Source organism: Dokdonia sp. Asnod2-E02 (assembly GCF_045063915.1).
Classification (GTDB): Bacteria; Bacteroidota; Bacteroidia; order Flavobacteriales; family Flavobacteriaceae; genus Dokdonia.
Genome location: NZ_JBEFNX010000005.1, coordinates 1,215,146 through 1,236,563 on the forward strand (window position 1 = coordinate 1,215,146; position 21,418 = coordinate 1,236,563).

The 21,418-nt window shown below is 38.9% G+C and carries 16 protein-coding genes; 2 read left to right on the top strand and 14 right to left on the bottom strand.

Going from position 1 to position 21,418, the window contains the following annotated elements:
* Window positions 1-48: 48 nt before the first annotated feature.
* The 4 genes from ACJJVM_RS05495 to cyoE all read right to left on the bottom strand — a co-directional run bounded on the left by ACJJVM_RS05495 (window position 49) and on the right by cyoE (window position 3,031).
* Window positions 49-432 carry a cytochrome C oxidase subunit IV family protein gene (locus ACJJVM_RS05495; protein WP_035327215.1) on the bottom strand — a complete coding sequence of 128 codons (384 nt, stop codon included), beginning with the start codon at window positions 430-432 and terminating at the stop codon, window positions 49-51.
* 25 nt (window positions 433-457) lie between these two features.
* On the bottom strand, window positions 458-1,435 hold the full coding sequence (locus ACJJVM_RS05500; protein ID WP_298353172.1) for a cytochrome c oxidase subunit 3: 978 nt from the start codon (window positions 1,433-1,435) through the stop codon (window positions 458-460).
* Between the two features lie 120 nt (window positions 1,436-1,555).
* Complete coding sequence (locus ACJJVM_RS05505) at window positions 1,556-2,137, bottom strand: cytochrome c oxidase subunit 3 (RefSeq protein WP_298353169.1); 582 nt, start codon at window positions 2,135-2,137, stop codon at window positions 1,556-1,558.
* Complete coding sequence (gene cyoE / locus ACJJVM_RS05510) at window positions 2,138-3,031, bottom strand: heme o synthase (protein ID WP_405211036.1); 894 nt, start codon at window positions 3,029-3,031, stop codon at window positions 2,138-2,140.
* Between the two features lie 165 nt (window positions 3,032-3,196).
* Here cyoE and ACJJVM_RS05515 point away from each other — a divergent pair, with 165 nt between their 5' ends.
* A complete protein-coding gene (locus ACJJVM_RS05515) occupies window positions 3,197-4,084 on the top strand; it encodes an MBL fold metallo-hydrolase (RefSeq protein ID WP_405211037.1) in 888 nt (295 codons plus the stop codon).
* Window positions 4,085-4,090: 6 nt separating this feature from the next.
* Window positions 4,091-4,459: a glyoxalase gene (locus ACJJVM_RS05520; RefSeq protein WP_405211038.1), complete on the top strand. Its 369-nt coding sequence runs from the start codon at window positions 4,091-4,093 to the stop codon at window positions 4,457-4,459.
* 2 nt (window positions 4,460-4,461) lie between these two features.
* Here the strand turns inward: ACJJVM_RS05520 and ACJJVM_RS05525 are convergent, their stop codons facing one another.
* From ACJJVM_RS05525 to ACJJVM_RS05570, 10 genes are all read right to left on the bottom strand, one after another.
* Window positions 4,462-4,881 (bottom strand): hypothetical protein, encoded by a 420-nt coding sequence (locus ACJJVM_RS05525; protein ID WP_405211039.1) that lies wholly within the window; start codon window positions 4,879-4,881, stop codon window positions 4,462-4,464.
* Between the two features lie 82 nt (window positions 4,882-4,963).
* Window positions 4,964-7,087, bottom strand: coding sequence for a gliding motility protein RemB (locus tag ACJJVM_RS05530; protein ID WP_405211040.1), 2,124 nt, complete (start codon window positions 7,085-7,087; stop codon window positions 4,964-4,966).
* A 95-nt stretch (window positions 7,088-7,182) separates the two neighbouring features.
* Window positions 7,183-7,974 (bottom strand): energy transducer TonB, encoded by a 792-nt coding sequence (locus tag ACJJVM_RS05535; protein ID WP_405211041.1) that lies wholly within the window; start codon window positions 7,972-7,974, stop codon window positions 7,183-7,185.
* 151 nt (window positions 7,975-8,125) lie between these two features.
* Window positions 8,126-8,854, bottom strand: coding sequence for an energy transducer TonB (locus ACJJVM_RS05540; protein WP_035327197.1), 729 nt, complete (start codon window positions 8,852-8,854; stop codon window positions 8,126-8,128).
* A 54-nt stretch (window positions 8,855-8,908) separates the two neighbouring features.
* The gene (locus ACJJVM_RS05545) at window positions 8,909-9,319 is read right to left on the bottom strand and encodes a VanZ family protein (RefSeq protein ID WP_405211042.1); all 411 of its coding nucleotides are present in this window, start codon (window positions 9,317-9,319) and stop codon (window positions 8,909-8,911) included.
* Complete coding sequence (gene gcvH / locus ACJJVM_RS05550) at window positions 9,297-9,677, bottom strand: glycine cleavage system protein GcvH (RefSeq protein ID WP_298353145.1); 381 nt, start codon at window positions 9,675-9,677, stop codon at window positions 9,297-9,299. The genes ACJJVM_RS05545 and gcvH overlap by 23 nt, the downstream gene beginning before the upstream one ends.
* A 109-nt stretch (window positions 9,678-9,786) precedes the next feature.
* Window positions 9,787-17,256, bottom strand: coding sequence for a cell surface protein SprA (gene sprA / locus ACJJVM_RS05555; RefSeq protein WP_405211043.1), 7,470 nt, complete (start codon window positions 17,254-17,256; stop codon window positions 9,787-9,789).
* A gap of 7 nt (window positions 17,257-17,263) precedes the next feature.
* Window positions 17,264-17,845, bottom strand: coding sequence for a Holliday junction branch migration protein RuvA (gene ruvA / locus ACJJVM_RS05560; RefSeq protein ID WP_298353140.1), 582 nt, complete (start codon window positions 17,843-17,845; stop codon window positions 17,264-17,266).
* Window positions 17,846-18,070: 225 nt separating this feature from the next.
* On the bottom strand, window positions 18,071-20,365 hold the full coding sequence (locus ACJJVM_RS05565) for an NADP-dependent malic enzyme (RefSeq protein WP_298353137.1): 2,295 nt from the start codon (window positions 20,363-20,365) through the stop codon (window positions 18,071-18,073).
* Between the two features lie 88 nt (window positions 20,366-20,453).
* Window positions 20,454-21,407, bottom strand: a complete 954-nt coding sequence (locus ACJJVM_RS05570; RefSeq protein WP_405211044.1) for a carbohydrate kinase family protein — start codon at window positions 21,405-21,407, stop codon at window positions 20,454-20,456.
* Window positions 21,408-21,418: the final 11 nt, after the last annotated feature.

Consider the following 21,418-nt stretch of genomic DNA (forward strand, 5'->3'; position numbering starts at 1 on the left):
GCATAAAAAAAGCGACTCGAAAGTCGCTTTATAAATACTGTTTGATTCTTAAAAATCCCAACTCTGGAAACCGTTGTTGTAAACCTCAAAGATGTAATCTCCTTCTGTAAGTAGTATAAATACTAAGTAACAAATAAGGAATATACCTGTCCAAACTACAGCTCTTCTTAATCCCTTAACCTCATCACGCATATGCATAAAGTCCCAAGTGATATAGTAAGCCTTAACTATAGTAAGTATAATGAAGATCCAGTTAAGAAGCTTCATTCTTATAAATGTAGTTTCTATTAAGAATTCTGGCTTATAGATACCTAGTACAACTTCTACAGCTGTTACTAAGGTTAAAAATATAAGTACACCCCAGATTTTCTGAATGTTATTTTTGAACTTTAAAGTTCCTCTAAATATTGCAAGTTTATGTTCGTGTGCCATAATATATAACTGTCTGCGTGGTAAATTAAACTAGGTAGAAGAATGTAAATACAAATACCCATACAAGGTCTACAAAGTGCCAGTATAACCCAACCTTTTCAACCATCTCATAGTGTCCTCTTCTCTCGTAAGTACCTAACACCACATTAAAGAAAATAATGATATTAATTAGTACCCCAGAAAATACGTGGAAACCGTGAAAACCTGTAATAAAGAAAAAGAAATCTGCAAATAGTGGTGCTCCATACTCGTTGTGTATAAGGTTTGCTCCCTCTACTACTTGCTTACCATCTTTGTTAAGCTTAGCAAGTGACGCTTCTCTAGAGAGTACCGTTTTCTCACCATCTTCTGTAAGTGTTTGTATACGTATAAGTGCATTAGGCGTAGCAGCAAATCCTGCTTTCACCTCCTCTATAGAGTATGTTGTAGGCGTAGCCTCTTGATCATACCAGATACCGTTTTTACCTAAGTGTTGCTCACGCTCGCTAGCCTGCTCAATAGCAAAGTCTGCAAGGGCAAGACGGTTACCTTCTGTATCTACAAACTGAAGGATCTTACCACCCTTAGTCTCTACTGCTCCAAAGTCTCCCTTAATAAAAGTTGCCCACTCCCATCCTTGTGACCCTACGAAGATAATACCTCCTATAATCGTTAAGAACATATAGAATGCTACACTCTTATGTTTTAAGTGATGACCTGCGTCTACAGCAAGTACCATAGTTACAGAAGACATAATTAAAACAAATGTCATAAAGGCAACATAGATCATAGGGAAGTTACCGTGTACAAAAGGTACGTGGGTAAAAACCTCATCTGCTATAGGCCAAGCATCAATAAATTTAAATCTTGAAAAACCGTAAGCCGCAAGAAACCCAGAAAAGGTTAATGCATCAGATACGATAAAAAACCACATCATTAGTTTTCCGTAGCTCGCTTTTAGTGGTTGATTTCCACCACTCCAAGTTCCTTCCTCAGAGTTATTATGTGTCACAGTCGTGTCCATTCGTAAGAATTGGTTAATTTAATGGTTGCAAAAATAAGTATTTTCTATTCGGAATTCAACACTCAGACTCCGATTTATAATGGTTTTAGATACGCTTTCGCGAAAGCGTTCTCACAATCTCTATTTTGTCACAAATAATAACACAAATAAAAAGACCCATAAAATGTCTAAAAAGTGCCAAAACGTGACTCCTAGCGACAATCCTAAATGGCTCTCTGCCGAATACTTACCTCTTAAATGATTAATAATCACTACCAAAAGAGCAATAAATCCCGCTACTACGTGTGCGATGTGAACCGCTATAATTAAAAATAAAAATGTCGTGGTAATATTACTAGAAGCTCCTGTAAAATAAAAGCCTTGCTCTTGAAATGATGCAAAACCAGCAAATTGTGAAGCCACAAAACCTAAGCCTAGTAAAAAAGTGATTAACAATAGCGCCGTACCCAGACCCTTTTTGTTATTAATTATTGCATTTTTTGCAAAGTGTATGGTCACACTACTTATCACAATAAGCACTGTAGATATGATAAGTGCTTGTGGAAAATCATAAGTTTCTAGCCAGTCGCGACGCTCCATACTCACAATGTAAGCACTTGTAAGTCCTCCAAAGGTCATACATAAACTTATTATTCCAAACCAGAGCATTTGCTTTTTTGCACGCTCTTCTTTTAATCGTTCTCCTCCTTGAGTATAATCCATCTATCTTAAAAATTTATCTACTACAAAAACTATCTGAAGTAGTGTAATATACGTTACACTTGAAAGCATTAGTCGTTTGGCTGTTTTTGCATCTCTGTTCTGGTACAATTTTATTGCCCAGTACAGCATAAATAATCCTAAAGCTCCCACTACAATGGCAGATATAGGTGATAAAAATAAATCTCCCGTTACCCCAAAGGCAGGAACAAGTGAGATAAGTACCGTCCAGACCGTGTATAGCACAATCTGCAAGGCCGTACCCTTATCGCGTTTACCCGTAGGTAACATAGCAAAGCCTCCTTTTTTATAGTCATCAAAAAGAAACCACCCTATTGCCCAAAAGTGAGGAAATTGCCAGAAAAACTGTATCATAAACAGTGTACCTGGCTCAATACCAAAATCATTTGTCGCAGCTACCCAACCCAGCATATACGGTATCGCACCTGGAAAGGCTCCTACAAAAACAGATAATGGCGTTTTAGTCTTAAGTGGCGTGTATAATAGTACATACATAAAAATAGAAATCCCACCAAACATTGCTGTCTGTGGGTTTATGTACCACAACGTACCTAGACCTAATATGGTAAATAGTATTGCTATTGCAAGCGCCATACTTACAGACATACGCCCAGAGGCTACGGGTCTGTTTTTAGTACGATCCATAAGTGCATCAAGATCTCGCTCTAGCACCTGGTTATAAGCATTAGAGGCTCCTACCATAAAGTAACCACCTACAGACAAGAGTGCCACTACAAGCCAGTCTATAGTATCTGCCGCAAGAAAGTAACCAGCAACACTAGAAAAGACAACACTTATAGATAAGCGCATCTTTGTGATTTCCTTAAAATCGTACCAAGCCGAATAGGTTTCTGTATGTACTGCAACGTCGCTCAAAGACTGTAATTTTTGCTTTAATTTTTGTCGTGCAAAGATACCTCACAAAAGCAATCTGTACAACTCATAAAAAATGAAAGCTTTACACAAGGGATTGTTAAAATTGCGCTTTCGCGAAAGCGTAATTAATAACTTGCGACTACATCAAAAAAAAGATCTGCTATTATGAAGTACTTTGCACTATCAATCATCTTATTATACACCACACTTAGTGCAGCTCAAGGGCGCTTTGATAATGTAGAAATTACCGTAAAAGAAGTGTCAGACCACATATATATGCTACAAGGTGCTGGCGGAAACATAGGCATATCTACCGGAGAAGATGGTGTCTTTATGATAGATGACCAGTTTGCACCGCTTAGTGATAAAATTACCGCAGCTATAAAAACCATCTCACCACAACCTGTAAAGTTTCTTGTAAACACACACTTTCACGGTGACCACAGTGGTGGTAATGCAAATTTTGAGGCGGCCGGCGCAATGATTGTTGCACACGACAATGTGCGCAAAAGACTATCAGAAAATGAAAATACTGCAAATGCAGGACTACCAGTAATCACCTTTAGTGAGGATGCAACCTTCTATCAAAATGGAGATGATGTTTTTTTAACACACGTGCACAATGCACATACAGATGGTGATGCTCTAGTGTATTTTGCACAAAGTAACGTACTTCACACTGGCGATACGTTTTTTAACGGGCGATTCCCCTTTATAGATATAAACAGAGGCGGAAGCATAGAAGGTGATATTGCCGCTGCAAAAAAAGGATTGATGCTCATCAATAATGACACAAAAATCATCCCTGGCCACGGGTCACTCGCAACAAAAGCAGACTATCAGAAATATCACGATATGCTCGTTGCCGTATATAGTGAGGTAAAAAAAGCCGCTCAAAACAATGTATCTTTAGAAGAGGTTACCGCAATGGAGTATATAACAAGCGCGTTTTTTACAGATGCAGAAACAGCAAAAGATTTTATCTCTGGACCAAAATTTAGAAGTACAGTTTACAAAAGCATTTTGCAAGAGTTAGAAACGAATGAAAACTAAACGCATATGAGCTCAGAGATACACATCAAATCCATAAGGCCTTTTATAGGCTCAAAAGACTTTAAAACCTCAAGTGCCTTTTACAAAACCATTGGATTTGAAGAACGTATGATCTCTCCAGATATGACACTGTTTACACGAGAAGGCTTTGGCTTTTATTTACAAGATGCCTATGTAAAAGACTGGGTAGATAATACAATGCTCTTTTTAGAAGTAATACAGCTTGATGAGTATCTCTCACACCTACAATCATTGCAACTTAGTGAGCGATTTAAAAATGTAAAGCTCTCTAATATTGTAAATAATGACTGGGGACGCGAGTTCTTTTTACACGATCCCTCAGGTATACTATGGCACATAGGTAATTTTAAGTAAAATCAATCTACTAGATACTCAATAGAGTCATAAACGAGACTCGATAAGGCATAAGCAGTTTCTTTTTTTTTATACTTTAGACCTATAAGCTGCGCGCCTTGATAACCTTTACTAGCGTCTATGGCTATGCGAGAAGCATCCTCTTCTGAGATGACTAGGCAGAGCTTACCACAAAAAGCATCTCCATATGCACTCACGACAAGATACACTTGACCAAAAATCTCTTCCCTCATCTCATAGTAGTAATCTACATCTGGGCTTTCTTTTATAAGTCTATACAGCTCTGCTTGATACGCTTTGCTAGAGTAAATATTTGAGGCAAGTATTGGGTTGCGTTGTGTATTATGACACTCCTTTTTTTGAGCACAAGAGACAAGAAGCACAGCGACAACCACCCAGAGAAGGTTGATTTTGGATAACATAGCACAATGGATTGATAAAGTAGTTTCTCGCCTTTACAAATAACGAGCACTCTTATTCAAATAGTATGTACTATCTATTTATCTAGTAATCGTAATACCAGTTAAAGAGATCTGTTCTAAAACCTACATTAAACCATAGTGTTTTAGTATCAATTCCAAGTGGCGCTTCTTGAACATCTGCCGTTTGAGAGCGATATATTGGGTTTACATATACTTTTAGATTGGTAGCTGGGTTTATGAGATACCCTAGCTCTACATCTCCATAAAAACTTGTCACCTTGTTTCCTTGAAAAAATGCAATCCCGTTATCTGAAGGTCTATTCTCATCATTACCATAAATGCTACCTCCATAATACACCTCGTTTATATCACCTATCTCAACTCCACGAGCACCTATAATGAGCTTTGCAGTTCCATACCAGCGATCACGCTCATATCTAGCAATACCTATGAGCTCCTTAAAGTTTGCTCCCCATTGATGTGCTAGTGACTGGTTAGTATGACCATAGTTGAGCTGTATCTCATTATTAGAGTACACATATGGTCTCACTTGATTATACTCACCTTGTAGTGTAAGATTTTTAATTCCAAAGGCGTCATAATACTTTGCTCCTAGCTGAAAACCTTGCTTATTTTTATAACTCTGGCTACCATTAAAAACGTCTCCCGCCGAAAATTCGTCAATTACAATCTGCCCGTACACGTTTACTCGGTCATTTACCTTGTATTTACCTGTAAGACCTATAAGTGCATTTCCTCCTCTTGATCCTGTAGAAAACTCAATGGCTCTGTAAAAAATTACTGGGTTTAAGAAATTAAAATCAAAACCTCTACCATTTTCATTTTCCCATATTACAGACTCAAAGAGACCTACGTTTAATCGTTTTGAGACATTCCAGCTTAGATAGTGATTGCTCATATACTTTGTACGGAAAGCACCATCTGCAGTTACCTCTGGTCGCACGTCACGCAGCGAGGTCCAAGTATTTGTATACTTAAACTTCCAGAATGTAGTATTGAGTTTTAAGTAAGGAAAGTAACTGGCATTATCACTAAGTAACAATGACCTATACCCATCTCCTATAAATTGCTTACCGTGCCCTAGCTGTATATTAAAATACTTAGACGGTGTGTATGACACATAGCCCTCTGCAACCGGATAATCAAGGTCTCCATTTGTACCCTCCTTTGCAATACCTCTTCCCGGTATAACAGCTGGGTTTCCTCCATCTGGTCGTAATGACCTAGCTATGGCGTCAAAATATCTTGGGAAACGCCCTTGACTCTCATACACGGCTGCAAAGAAATTTATCTTCTTACCAAGCCCTCCTTGCAGATAGACAGCTCTGGTGTTGTTATACGTAAAGTCATTAATTTTTGCACCATCGGTTTCATAACCTAGTTGCAAATCTGCTGCAGGGTCTAGAGTTATCCAGTAATCTTCACCTTGTATTTGCACCATATGCTCGTTAGACCACTTTCTCCCAAACCACGTAGACTTCTCCTTGAGCAGTGCATCTTTCTTCTCTTTAAAATTATAATATGGGTTTACCGTGTTATATAAAAAAGGCTTGCTTGCCGTATGTGCATTTGTCCCCACAAGATTAAGCTCTTGGTCAAACCTACTATATACTTGATGTGAGAAAGGTATGTTTAGCCCACTCGTATATTCATTTTGATCATCAAACTTGAGATTTTTAATGCGGTCATACTCTTGCTGCATAGGGTTTACGGTTTCTTTTTCCGCTTTCGCGAAAGCTGAATTACCATCGTCTCCAACGATCATCGCATCTACAGCATTTCTATCTAGTGGTAATAAAACGGGCATTGTAAACTGCAGGTACGTAGGCTCTCCATTATAGGTAGCCGGAGCAACTTGAGGCAGCGTCTTAAAAACATCCTGAGCAGCTGTTTTAAGCTCTGGATACATCGCATCTGTATACAGCAGCTTAAAATTACCTGTTTTAGTAACCTCAAAAAGGATGACCATTTTACCTTGAAAGTTATCTTGACTCACTACAGCTGGCACCTCAAAATTGTCAAGTATATGCGCAATAAACTTCTCATTAAAACAATCTTGTAGTTGTGCGATATCTATAGTCTCACAGCCTGGAAAAACAGGATATTTTTCAAAATCACTAGTCGTAACCTGAGCTGTTATGGTAGTTGCTATAAAAGAGACAAAAAGAAAGAGGTATTTATGCATAATAAGCCGTGATGTTTGCAGCCGAAAGATAGGGTTTATTGCACAAAAAATCCCGCCACCTTAGGTAACGGGATTCTTAACGTAAATTAATTCATTTAGTCTCTGATTTCAAAGATTATAGGTAAGGAGAATAAGACAGCTACATCTTTTCCTCCCTGCTTACCAGGAGTCATATCTGGTAATAATCTTGCTACTCGCAACGCTTCCTTCTCTAGTTTAGGGTGTGGAGCTCGCGCTTTAACCTCTACCACTTTACCAAACTTATCTATCTTAAAGTTTACGTAAATACGATTTACACCCTCTAGACCTAAGCCCTCTCCTCTTTCGGCTCTAAACTTTTTAGAAACAAATTTTGAGATGTTTGCACTCATACAGTCGCGGCGCTCGTCATTATCACTAAGACCCTCACAACCTGGAAAAAGCGGAACGGTCTCAATAGCAACAAAGGGAACCGTCTCCGGCTCTACAGGCTCCTCTACTTCTGTAACACTACCTGGTTCTACCATTTTAGTATCGTCGGGCTCTGAGTCTGATGTAAGATCTTCTACTAAGTCTTTTACATCATCTTCTTGCTTTTTGATATTGTCAAGTACTTTAGGTTCTTGCTGCTTTTTAGGCTGTACCTTTTTCTTGACTTTTACCTCCTTCTTCTCTACGCGGACTTCACCTATCGTATAGACTTCGTCATAACTTTCGGTAGGCTCAACTACTGCAAAATCCTTTTCTACAGTGCGCATTTCTATAAAAAAAATGGATGCGAGAAGTGCTAAGATTAACCCAATTTGAAAATGAAGCGTGGGATTTCTTCGTAAATTTGCCTCGTGTTTGCGGCTTGATGTGTACGTGCTGTTTTGGCGAACAGTCGTACCTTCTTTGGAATTTTCCATAAGATATGGTTTTAAAAATGTTGAACAATTCTTAAAACGAATCAAGAAGCAAGCCAAACTAAGAGATCACCTAGCGGTGGTCTCTTTTTTTTTACACAAAAAAAACTGCCTCATCGCTGAGGCAGTTTTTATATAAATTAAGTCGTATAGACTAGTCTTCTACTTTAAATGTAATAGGTAGAGAGTATAATACTCCTACTGGCTTACCACGTTGCTTACCTGGTGTCATTTTAGGTAACAATCTAATTACACGCTCTGCTTCTGTTTGAAGTCTAGGGTGCGGTGCACGTGAACGTATGTTTGTAATGTTTCCTTTTTTATCAATCTTGAAACTAACAAAGATTCTGTTTATTCCAGAAAGACCAAGGTCACTTCCTAACTCAGTATTAAACTTCTTATTTACAAGTTTACTTACCTTTTCAGACATACACTTTTTACGCTGGTCGTTGTTCTTCATAGACTCACAACCAGGGAAGATAGGCACGTTTTCAATAACTGCAAATGGTACATCTGCAATTTCTTCTTCTTCTTCTACTACCTCTACTTCTTCTACTTCAACGATTTCCTCTTCGGCATCTGTCTCTGTAGACTCAATTACGGTTTCCTCTATTTCTTCTTCATCTTCTACAACCTCAATAATTTCCGGCGCTGGTGGCGGCGGTGGTGGAGGTGGTGGTGGAGGCGTATTTAACTCCGTGATTGGAATTTCTTCATCATCAAGATCATCAAGATCTAACTGCCCTATATCAACAGCAGCGTTGTCATACGTTTTCCACTCTATAGTGATATACGTAAGTGCTAGAACTGCGATGAGTCCTAACTGAAAAAAGAGCACACTCCTTTTACGAAGATCTGCTTTTGGATTTTTCTTGGGTTCCATAATTAATGTGTTAAGTAGATAGCTAAAATAGCAAAATTATTATCACTATAGAAATTAATATAGCGTATTTAACGCTTTAAATTTCTTAAAAAACAAAGCAAAGCATAAACATCCACAAAGGACACCTATTGTATTTGCAAGCACATCCCAGCCATCTGGCTGTCTATATGCGGTTAAGCTTCCTTGCATTACCTCAATCACTATGCCGTAACCTATTAAAATTAAAGCGATAATGAGATAGATCTTAAGGTGTGCACTCTTTTTTACTGTTATCTTCTTATACATAAAGTAAAACAATAACCAGAGTACGGCAAGACCAAAATAAGCTCCTGCGTGCAGGAGCTTATCTATGTTAGTTACTTTAGGAACTACATCTACAGGCTTAATAAGTGAGCCTATAGTTAATAGTATCGTATAAAGAGTAGCAACAACTCCTATGATTTTACCCACCGATAAGCTCACCATAAGCTTCTGCACTTAAAAGCTCTTCTATTTCTGAAGCGTCAGAAAACTTAATTTTTATCATCCAGCCAGCTCCATATGCATCACTGTTTACCGTTTCTGGCTCATCTTCAAGACCTTCATTAAAAGCTACTATCTCTCCAGAAAGTGGTAAGAAAAGATCAGAAACTGTTTTTACAGCTTCTACTGTTCCAAAGACCTCATCTTTTTCTAATGTCTCGTCAAGAGTTTCTACCTCAACGTAAACGATGTCTCCTAGCTCACCTTGAGCAAAATCTGTGATTCCTACTACGGCTAGATCTCCTTCTATACGGATCCACTCGTGGTCTTTTGTGTATTTTAACTCTGCTGGTATATTCATTTTTGGTGGTATTAATTATATGTTTAAAGTATGCTTACGCGAAAATAATTATAATCTTTTATTAAATATATATTCTCTAGCATCAAGCTTTCGCGAAAGCGTAACTATTTTAGTTTCCAAAGTTATATCTTAAGGTAAATCCTGATCGAATGGTAGTTTGTGGAAATGCCGTTGATATAGCAAATGTCGAAAATGTATGGTCGTAATAGAAAAGCGCTGTCAAGTTTTTAGTGAGCGCATAGTCTGCTGTAAAGCGCAACCCATAGATGTCTTGACCCTGTGTGGTCTGACTATTATCGATATCTAGATATCTTATAATAGTCTCGTTTTGCCTAAGGGATAGATCTGCCTTAAAGTTTAAATCACTTTTAAGCACTCTACGTGAACCTCCGAAGTTTGTGACAAAACGCAGGTCTTTGATACGATACCCTAGTCCTAGTATGTACTCATTACCTTTAATCTCTGTGAGCAGGTTATTATCAAAGCTTAAGCCAAGTGCTCTATCGCGCTTAACCTCTGCAAGGATTTTTACTGAGTTTTTCATCTCAAAGTCTATACGCACTAGTGGTGTAAACTGCTCTGTAAGGGTAACGTTGCCTAGCAATGTTTCATTTAAGAAGTTACCCGCTTGATCTCTCTGAGCTGTCTCTGGATCTCTGTCTGTACTTCTATCATAAGCAAGGTTGGTCTGGAAATTATTTACACTATATCCAGCTGTGTAACCGTGTTGCACTGAGAACCTCTTAAACTTATCTCTAAACCAGTCTAAGTTCATAAGCCCTGTGTACTTAATGTTCCAGTTAGGAAGCGGTACATTTCTTAAGAAACCAGAATCTGTCTTATTTACATCTCGACCACTATATGCCGATAAAAATGCTGGTAATAATACACGCTGGTTAGTTCTTCCAAAACCTTCTGGAAAGCCATTTTCATCTCTCTCAAAACCTGCTCCTCCATAAAATTCTGATGCGAGCCTATCTGCAACTGCTAGCCTGTTTTCTCTAAACGTATTAAATGTTTCAGAAAAATCTGATGTGCTCTCATTAAAAGCAGTGGCGATGAGTAGCGTTGAGATATTAAATCTACCAAAGCTATTACCCGTAAGAGACTCGTACTGCAAGGTTTCTGGATCTACTCGGTAATTTTCTTGATAGTTTTCTTGATAAACTCTATTCATATTAAGATCAATATCAAGATCCTTTAATAATCCTATTCTTGCCTGAATACCTAAGTTTCTACTCTCAACCTCACGATACTGCTCATTAAAATCTTGAAATAGTGTGAGCCACCCATTACTAGCCGCGAGTTCTCGCACCTCTGCCTGACTACCAAAGATAAATCCTGGTGTAGGTTTCAAACTTCCTGTAAACCCTACAGTTGGTAAATATCCAGGTAAGTAAAGACCGTTTTGCTCTTCATAAGAGACCTGTACCCTTTTTATGGCTGTGAGCAAACTTACGCCTGTATTAAGCGCCTTATCTGAACCGCTTAAACTACCACTACTTGCATCTTGATCTTGCGCTTGTTTACGCTGTCTATCTGATGTCTTACGATCATCTTCTGGCGATGGTAGCCCTCTAGGTCTAGAGGCTGTTGCGCGCTTCTTTTTCTTTTTATTAAGCCCCACATATTTATAGAGCTTCTCCATATCTAATGTACCATTTATAGCGTGGGTGTTTGTGTTTTCTACACTGTTCCCAATCTCAGGTATATTTTCTAAAACTTGGAATTGCTGTGACCCACGCTGCCACCTATAGTTTGCTGTATATGCATAGGTTGCTGTAATCCACTCTGTAAATGGAAACTTATCAAATGGCAAGTCGTAGTTAAGCTGTAATACTCCAAAGTGTGTGTCTGGCGTACCTACATCTAAGAATCCATCATAAATACCAAAACCAGCTATCTCTTGACCATCATCATCTAGAAATGAAGGAGTACCATCACTATCGAGATAGTTTCTCACCACACGATTATGATTCATATTATAATTAAATCTAAGACTTTTTGTGATAGGAAAGTCAATAGCATACCCCCAGTCAAATAAATAGTTACGTTGAAATAAACGTGGTAAAGCTATATCACCATCATTTGCAAATACATCTCTAAATTTTTGCTCGTTACGCTGGCGTACAATGTTAGATTGCACCGCCACACTAGAAGGCAGGTAGTTAAAATTAAAATCCTTTAAGAATTTATAGTACTTCCCTGTAAAGAGGCTATCGTTCTTTGCAAATGGCTCAACAGGCTTTGAGTTAAAATTAAAATTATAGGTCCCTCCTAATCTCACATTTTGATCTAATGATTCTTCAATCTCAAAATCCTTATGATCTGTCTGGCTATATGAGTATGAGAAGGTAAGGTTTTCTACATCATACGGCATAGGTTTACGATCTGTGTTTGTACGTTCTTTACGCACACCTATTGCATTAAAACTTTGACGCTTCGTATAATCTATAGCATAGTCTTCTATCTGATCTCTTTGCTCTTGATCTGCCGCATTATCAAGTGATGTATCTAGCTCAACATCTTCATAAAGGGGATCAAACTTAGGTGTGATGCTTTGCTCTCCTATAGAATAGTTAAGCGGTAGTTGTACACCCCATTTTTTAGGTAATAATTGTCCCGCATTAAGATTTGTAACTACGTCATACTGCATTACATCTTCCAGACTACGTTCTCCAGCATTTTGCTCAACACTACCAAAACCAACTGTACTCACTCTACCTGTAGCAGATACATTTGCAAAGTCTGCAATGTTACCATCAAGACTTACAATACCTGCATACCCACCTTCATTAGTAAGATCAGATAAACGAAGTTCATTAAACCAAACCTCTGCCCCTATCTCTCCTGGTGAGCAACCCATTGCCTGGTTACTAGTAGGGTTTCCATTTTTAACCCCTAGCATTAACGTTCTCACATCTCCAAAACTAGGGAGACCTTGTATACCTATACGAAGTTGTCCTTCTTCATAACAGGCTTCCTCAGGATTAAGAATACGATCTCCATTTTGATCAAAATAAGTTATATCATCTGGATCTGACTCTACATCTCCTGCGATTACTTTAGATTTTATGGTTTGCAGCAATTCTAATGGTAGATCTAACTCATTACCCGCTGGCCAAATCGCCTCTCTATCTTGGTTAGAAACATTAAATGGTGTAGGTGCAAGTGGTAGCTCTATTTGATAGAAATTAGAATTAAGGTCAGTTCCCATTCTAATAAATCCTACAACATTTTGATTATCTAGCCCATTTTCAATAATAGGCTCTGCGTGCATAAACATCTTAAGATTTTTATACTGTCGCATATCGAGAGAATAATACTTATATACTCCTCGCGCATCCTGCTCTTCAAGATTTTCAACTCTTAAAGAAAGAGACTGTTCGTTTTGTCTTATGTTATTATTGTTGTTGTTAAGGCGCTCTCTTATTACACCTGGAGGTAATGCATAAGGGACAGGCTCTCTAGTTTCGTTTGCCTCAATATTTACGGCAGCAACTTCAAAAAGTGTGTTGTCACCATCATTTATCTCTGTATTTTCATTAGGATCTAAAGAAAGTAAATATCTTCTAAAGTCTCCACGCACAAGATCTAATGTTCCAAAACGAAGTACAACATCTTCTTGCCACCCACTCATATACATACGCATAAAACGGATTGCTCTAAAGTCATTAATACCTCCTACCACATTAGTCGCCTGGTTAATTGGCACTCTAAACTGCACCCATCTCGTTGGTAATTGTGATCCATTTTGAGTTGTTACTGTAAGCTCTCTTACATCAGTAACAAAGGGATTGTTTTCTACACTAAGTGACGCAGGATTGATAGGTAATTCATACTCAAAGTATGCATCTACCGTGTTCATTGTGTTGTCACGGTTTACATCTTCTACATCTGGAAAGGTTGTAGAACCACGATTGGTTTGTGTTACCTCTACAGGTGAGTTACCTTGATTATTATTATAATCTCTGTAACGCTCTACAACTCCTCCCTCAGTATTAAGGAAGTAATTATAGTTATCACCAGCTGGGTCAGGTAAGTTTGCAAAGTTTGGAAACTCTATCATTTCTTCTGCATCACTAAGACCGTCATACCCTATATCTTGATTGGTACGCTCCTGACCTTCTGTATCAAAAGCATATACTAATGACTGGTTAGTTGGCACTTTTCCCCATACCGTTTCTGAGGTTCCTACCTCTCCACCATCATTAGGTAATCCATTTTCATATTGCTTACGACCGTCCTTAAGGATATCTTCAGAAATACTACCTAGGTTTAAAGTTAGATTTCCTCCTGGGCTTGTGGTATCTCCATCTGCATAAAATGGATCTAGTAACCAGAACTCAACAAATTCAACATTTGCTTGTTCAAAATCTGTAGAGGTTAATTGCCTTGTGATACCCCCAAAATTCTCTTGAGGATTAGATAATGTTCCGTCTACGGCATCTGGGCTAAAGTTATAAGGCCCTCTTTGATCTGGAAAATAAGCCAAGTCAAGCGTAAAAAGGGCTTGCGTCTGACCAGATATTATATCTTGTTGTGGGAAAATTTCGTCCCTAAACACGCGACGTGTTTCTGGTAATGAAAGGTCATCATCAGAAATTCCATCAGGTCTCTGGTTATTATAGAAAATAGGGTCAATAGTATACCAAGCAAATTTTGCACGACGATATCCTGTTGCAAGGTCACCATTTGCAAATTCGCCACCAAAACCTACTGGAGGTGATGACAAGTTCCACTGCAAGGGCCCTCCTATATCTATTGATGTTTGTGACCCTTCAAAGTCATCTATATAAGAAGTAGCCTCACCATTAAAATCTGTTCCCTTAGGCTGCCCTGGAAGTAAGTAAGCAACTTCTCCTCGTACAGATAAGTTAGAAGGCACATCTGTATCAATGTTAGGTAGTTTATTTACCCATCTCGTTAAGAAAGGCAGCTCTGTCGAGTAGCTTGCATTAAGACCTACAATAGTATTATTTATAGGTTCAAAGTTATATGTAGCTTTTTGCGTAAGCGGTCTTTCATTTAAATTTAAAAAAGTACCTCCTACTATGAAGTTTTCACTAAACTGGTGTTCAACATTAATGCCTGTAAAACGCTTATTCTGTTGACCAAAAATAGTGTTGTTCTCAACAGATGCAGAAATAGGAATTCCAGATGCCTCAAGTGATTTGTCTAAAATAATAACACGCCCTAATTGATAGTTTACCGTATAATCAAGACCTTCTACAAGCACACGACCACCAGCCGTTACCGTAACAGAACCTTGAGGAATATTAAAAGCACCTAGTGGGATACCCTGCTCTTGTGCAGATTTATAGCGCCCCTTGAGCAGGAACTTGTTCTTCTCTGCATTGTCTCTTGCTATTGTTTTTGTAGATTGATAGAGCGAGCTATAGACGTACTTATCTTGATGCGCATTATAAGTATCTGAGTTTTCATAACTTTCTGCTCCATCGTTAATACTTAGTAAATCAAATAGATTTTCTCCAAAAGGCTCAACCGTGGTAAATACAATACTACCGTTTTGTACGTGTACGGTAACACCTGGCACAAAATCAAAAAACCCATCTCCACCTACTTGTGGGTCACCAAAAGTAGTTAGTCTATCAAGATTAAAAAGTCGCAATAACGTATTACTCTCAAGCGCACCACGATCTTGACCTTCATCCATCGTGTTGTCATTATTTACACCATCAAAGAGTGTTGGTAATGGCTCACCTGCGACTGGAGAGATAAAGTTAATAGGCGAAGGATCTGCATATACGATGTTTAACCTAAAACCTTCCTGCTCTAATTGAAAAGCTCCTAGTGGGTAGATGTTCTTCATCATCAGATCCCATATAGGCTCCTCTACGTTAGTGAGGTTACTCTTAAGCATTTTTACCACAAGGTTCACAGGGCTCCCTGCTTGACCGGCTGGTATCACAGTATCTAGTATACCATCACCATCTGCATCTTGACCGTTTAAAATACCATCCCCATTACTATCTGCATCTGCATCATTTGCAATACCGTCATTATCATCATCTGGGCGGGTTACCGGGCTATCAGCATCTGCAATATCTGGTATTCCGTCCATATCTGCATCTGGTCTACTTCCTTCTGTAGCATTTACACCATCATTTGCAAATTCTCCTACTTGATACACTTGTCCTCCTACGGTGTACTGGAAAGCTACACCAAGCACCTCATCATTATTAAGACGCTGATTTAATGAGATATAACCAAGACCTGGATATAATGTAAACTGCGAGTTATCTAGCTTACGTGCGTTTTCTAAAAGGACATAATCTGTACCATCTTGCACCGTAACACTACCAAAACCCTGACCCACAGTAGCAACATCTCGTATAGCAGGTGTTAACTGTGACTGCACAGAGGCATCGTTTATTCCTCTTGGGTTAAAATCGTTATTTCTGTTATCTGGAAAAGCATTTGCACTACTATTAATAAACCCAGGGTTTGCTCCCGCGTTCACCCCTATGTTTGCAGGATCAGACTCTCCTATGTCTTGTATCGCAACAATATTACGTGCGTTTGTAGTTTGGTTTTGTCTATTTGTAATCCACACCTCTACACGCGTTACTTGCACTCCCCTGTTATCTATAAAAGGATAATTCTCTAAAGCCTCGTTGTACGTATCTCTAAAGTAATGTGCTAAGAAGAAGTGACGATTCTCATCATAGTTAAGCGCAGGAACTTCAAATTCTTGTACCGTTGCTCCACCCTCTGCGGTAACCGTTTTAGGTTGTGATTGATTTTCTGAGAATACTGCAGTTACCCTAGTTTTACCAAACTGCAACTCGGTCTTAACACCAAAAAGACTTTGAGAGCCCTGTATCAATGCACTATTAAGAGGCATAGACACGTTACCCACTTCTATCTTCTGGATGATATCATCCTCAGTAGGGGTGTATTCTAGTTTTATTTGATTCTGAAAATTAAAGGTAGACTCCGTATCATAGTTTGCTGTGATCTGGAGGCGTTCACCTACTTGCCCTAATAAACTAAGACTTATACGCTGGTCAAAGTCAAATGTAAAATTTCTTCTATTACGAGGAGAAAAAGCAGGGTTATCTTGCTTTGTAAATAACAGTCCGAGATCCATCTCTACAGAACCTTGTGGTGTAAACGTAATCTCATCTCCTCCAAAAATAGATTCAAAAAGATCATTTTTTACATACAGGGATTTTACAAGGCTATTTCTAGAGTCATCCTCATCTGCACGACCATCTATTGCCGTAATTTTTTCTCTAAAATATTGACGCATTTGTTCATCACGCACGCGTTTTTCATATTCTTCTGGAGTAAGTATAAGCGGGTAAGTAACATTAAAAGCACCCAGCTCTTCGGTGTAAATGTACCTATCTAGCACAGGGTCATAGGTGTACTTTGCTACAATACTATTTGGGTTAGGTAAAACAAGGCTCCCTAAGGAGAAAGTCGCAGGCGTGGCGCTCTCTTCATTTTCATTAGGATCCTCCTCTTGTGCTATAGCACTTAGGTTACCTATAAAGACAACCGTAATAAACAATACCGCTACACGTAAATTCAAGTAATAATTTCGCTTCAAAATAGACCTACAGTTTTTTTAATGCCTCTTTAATAATAGTCTCTACGCTCGCATCTGGCTTTTCTTTTGTGATAGCCAGACATACTTTCTCTGCCTGTTTACGCGCAAATCCTAAAGTCTCTAAAGCAGATAACGCCTCATCTTTATTAGTATTGCTTTGCATAGCACTTTCAGTACTGATATCGTATACTTTAAGTATTTTATCCTTAAGATCTAAAATGACACGTTGTGCCGTTTTTGCTCCTATTCCCTTTATACTCTGTATGGTCGCCACATCGTTTGACGCAATGGCTTGCTTGATTTGATTAGGCTCAAGTGAAGACAGCATTGTTCTTGCCGTACTTGCCCCTATACCAGAAACAGATAATAATAATCTAAAAATCTCACGCTCCATCACCTCCATAAACCCAAAAAGCGTATGACTATCTTCCTTAACTTGAAGATGTGTGTATAATTTGAGCGCTTCACTATCGCCTAGTTGCCCAAAAGTATATAGAGAGATATTTATAAAATACCCCACGCCATTGCAATCTAATACAACGTGTGTAGGATTCTTTTCTATAAGTCTACCGCTTAGGTGCGTAATCATTTAACAGAATTTTAAGGTGCGTAAATGTAAGAAATTTATGCCTAGGAGAAATGTTATTTTATCCTACCGCTTTCGCGAAAGCTTTTAACAACATTACACCGCGTCTTAACAGACTTACATCGTGATTTCCTTTCTATTCTTGAACATAAAAAAAAGGTTCAGACTAACGCCTGAACCTTTAAAATTATGAGGTGTGATTTTCGCTTTCGCGAAAGCGTAAAACCACTACTCCTGTTGCTTGTTAAAAAAGTTTTCTTTCTTTTGAGCATCAATCACCGTTATAGCAGTCATATGCACCATCTCGTCTACACTCGCACCTAGTTGCAATATATGCACAGGCTTGCGCATACCAAGCATTATAGGACCTATGTTATCTGCATTTTCTAGCTCTTTAATCATCTTGTAAGTGATGTTTGCACTATCTATGTTTGAAAACACAAGGGTGTTTACTTTTTTACCAGCAAGCTTTGAAAAGGGAAACTTACTTTGCAACATATCTCTATTAAGCGCAAAATCTGCCTGCACCTCTCCGTCTACAATAAGTTCTGGGAAGTTGCGGTGTAAGTAAGATACAGCGTCGCTTACCGTTTTTGCCTTCTCGTGCGTAGATGAGCCAAAGTTTGAGTAAGACATCATCGCCACCACTGGCTCTAGTCCAAACATCCTTACAGCCGTCGAAGTCATCTGGGCAATTTTTGCTAGTTCCTTTGCATTAGGATCTATGTTTATAGACGTATCTGCAAGAAAGAGTGGTCCTTTTGAGGTAACCATCAGGTTACAAGCAGCTACTTTTTGCACACCAGGCGCAGTACCTATCACTTCAAGAACCGGTTTTATCACAGATGGATAACTACGGCTAAAACCAGAGAGCATCCCATCTGCATCACCTTGACTCACCATCATAGAAGCAAAGTAATCTCGCTGTCTAAGCAGTTTTTGTGCGGCATAGAGCGTGATACCCTTACGCTTTCTTGACTCCCAGTATATCTCACCATATTTTGCCACGTGAGCTTTCTCTTCGTCAGATTTTGGATCTATAATTTCTACATCTGCATCAAAACCTATCTCTTCCTTAAGTTCTAATATCACATCACGATTACCTAGTAATACAGGTATTGCGATACCTTCTTCGTGAGCGATTTGTGCAGCTTTAAGCACATCTAGTTGATCTGACTCTGCAAAGACTATACGTTTTGGGTTCCGGCGTGCGCGATCCATTAGTAATCTTACAATCTTGTTATCTTCACCCAGTCGCTCTAATAACTCATCGTGGTAAGCGGTCCAATCTTTTATAGGTTCTTTTGCCACTCCAGAATCCATCGCAGCTTGTGCCACTGCAGGAGGTATTGTAGTTATTAATCTTGGGTCAAATGGTTTTGGGATAATATAATCACGACCAAAGGTAAATCTAGTCTCTCCATATGCGATATTTACCTGTTCTGGAACAGGCTCCTTTGCTAGTTGAGCTAGTGCTTTTACCGCCGCCATCTTCATCGCTTCATTTATTGCAGTTGCACGCACATCTAGCGCGCCTCTAAAAATAAATGGAAAACCTAGCACATTATTAACTTGGTTAGGATGGTCAGACCTTCCCGTTGCCATTATTAAGTCTGGTCTTGATGCTATCGCAACATCATAATCTATCTCTGGAGTTGGGTTTGCCATTGCAAATACAATAGGATCATTTGCCATAGACTGTACCATTGTAGGTGTTACAATGTTACCCACAGAGAGACCTAAAAACACGTCTGCATTAACCATTGCCTCTGCTAGCGTGTTAAAACTCTCTTTACTTTTAAACTTAAACTGCTCTGGAGATAAGTCTGTACGATCCTCTTTAAGAAGACCATTTATATCAAACATTGCAATATTCTCTAGCTTAGCACCAAGTAAATGATACAAGTTCATACACGAGATAGCTGCACTACCCGCGCCAGACACTACGATACGCACATCTTCTATGCGCTTACCTGCTATTTCTAATGCATTGAGCATCGCCGCGGCAGATATGATTGCCGTACCGTGCTGGTCATCGTGCATTACTGGTATATCTAGCTCTTCTTTGAGCCTGCGCTCAATTTCAAAAGCTTCTGGTGCCTTAATATCTTCAAGGTTAATCCCCCCAAAGGTCGGAGCGATATTTTTTACAGTTTCTATAAAAGCATCTACATCTTTTGTACCTACTTCTATATCAAAAACATCTATCCCAGCAAATATTTTAAAGAGTAAACCTTTACCCTCCATAACAGGTTTTGATGCTTCCGGCCCTATATCTCCCAGACCTAGCACCGCAGTACCATTTGAGATTACAGCTACAAGGTTACCCTTTGCCGTATATTTATAAACATTATTAATATCTTTTTCTATCTCTAGACACGGCTCTGCCACCCCTGGAGAATAAGCAAGCGCAAGATCACGCTGGCTTGAGTACTTTTTTGTAGGAACTACCGCAATTTTACCTGGTTTTGGCTTTGCGTGATATACGAGGGCTTCCCTCCGTCTTTTGTTCTGCTGACTCATAAAGTTGGTTATCTATTGACTTACAAAAGTACTGAATTCCGTATCGGTTATACACCTAGTCTTGTTAACATCTACCTAATGGAGGTTATTATTTAAAATCTAGCAACTGGGTGAGTATATCCACATTTTGTGGCAATCTACCCACGTGCTGTAATTTTATAGCCGCCAGTGACAGCGCCACTTTGAGACATTTTTTGATATCATACTCTCTTATGTAGGCAAATAAGAATCCACTCCAAAAAGCATCTCCTGCTCCCGTGGCATCAAGTATTTGCTCAACTCTTGCCGCTGGCTCAACAATCATTTCTGGAGGGTGATTTTTACGCTTTCGCGAAAGCTTAACCCCTTCTGATCCTAAGGTGAGACAAACAAGCTCTACCCCGAAATCATTGTGGAAGAAATCAAAAATAGCCTCGTGACTTCTTTTCTCACCAAAAAGACGCTCCATATCATCCTCACTTATCTTCACGAGCGGGTTATATGAGCAATACTCTCTAAAGGTTTTTATCGCCTTCTCCCTATTAGGATAAATACGAGGCGAATAATTAAGATCTATACTAAGTGTACAACCAGCTTCATAAGCTTTTCTTGCTTTGGCTAAAATTGTAGTTCTTGCAGGCTTCTTACTTAGAGCAAATGCTGTGGTATGAAAAATAGTAGTTTGCGCTAGTAAAGCATCAGACACTTGGGTTTCTGAGATCTTAGTGTCTGCATATCGATAAGGTATAAAATCTGGTGTGCCCGTAGTTTTTGACACAAAAATTACACTCGTAGGGTTTTCAGGATCTGTCGCAATGAGATCTGTCTGCACGCCATTTTCGGTAAGTTTATCTTTAATGTAAACCCCTAGCCCATCATCTCCTATGGTAGCGGCAAGTTTTACATTCATACCCAGTCGTGCGAGATTCATCGCTACATTAGTAGGACTACCACCTAAGTACCTGTGGTAATCACGTGTTTTATCTATACGTACTTCTTTTTGATGGCCTATAAAATCTATAAGTACCTCACCTACACATAAAATATCTAAGTCTCTTTTCACTTAAATCTAAT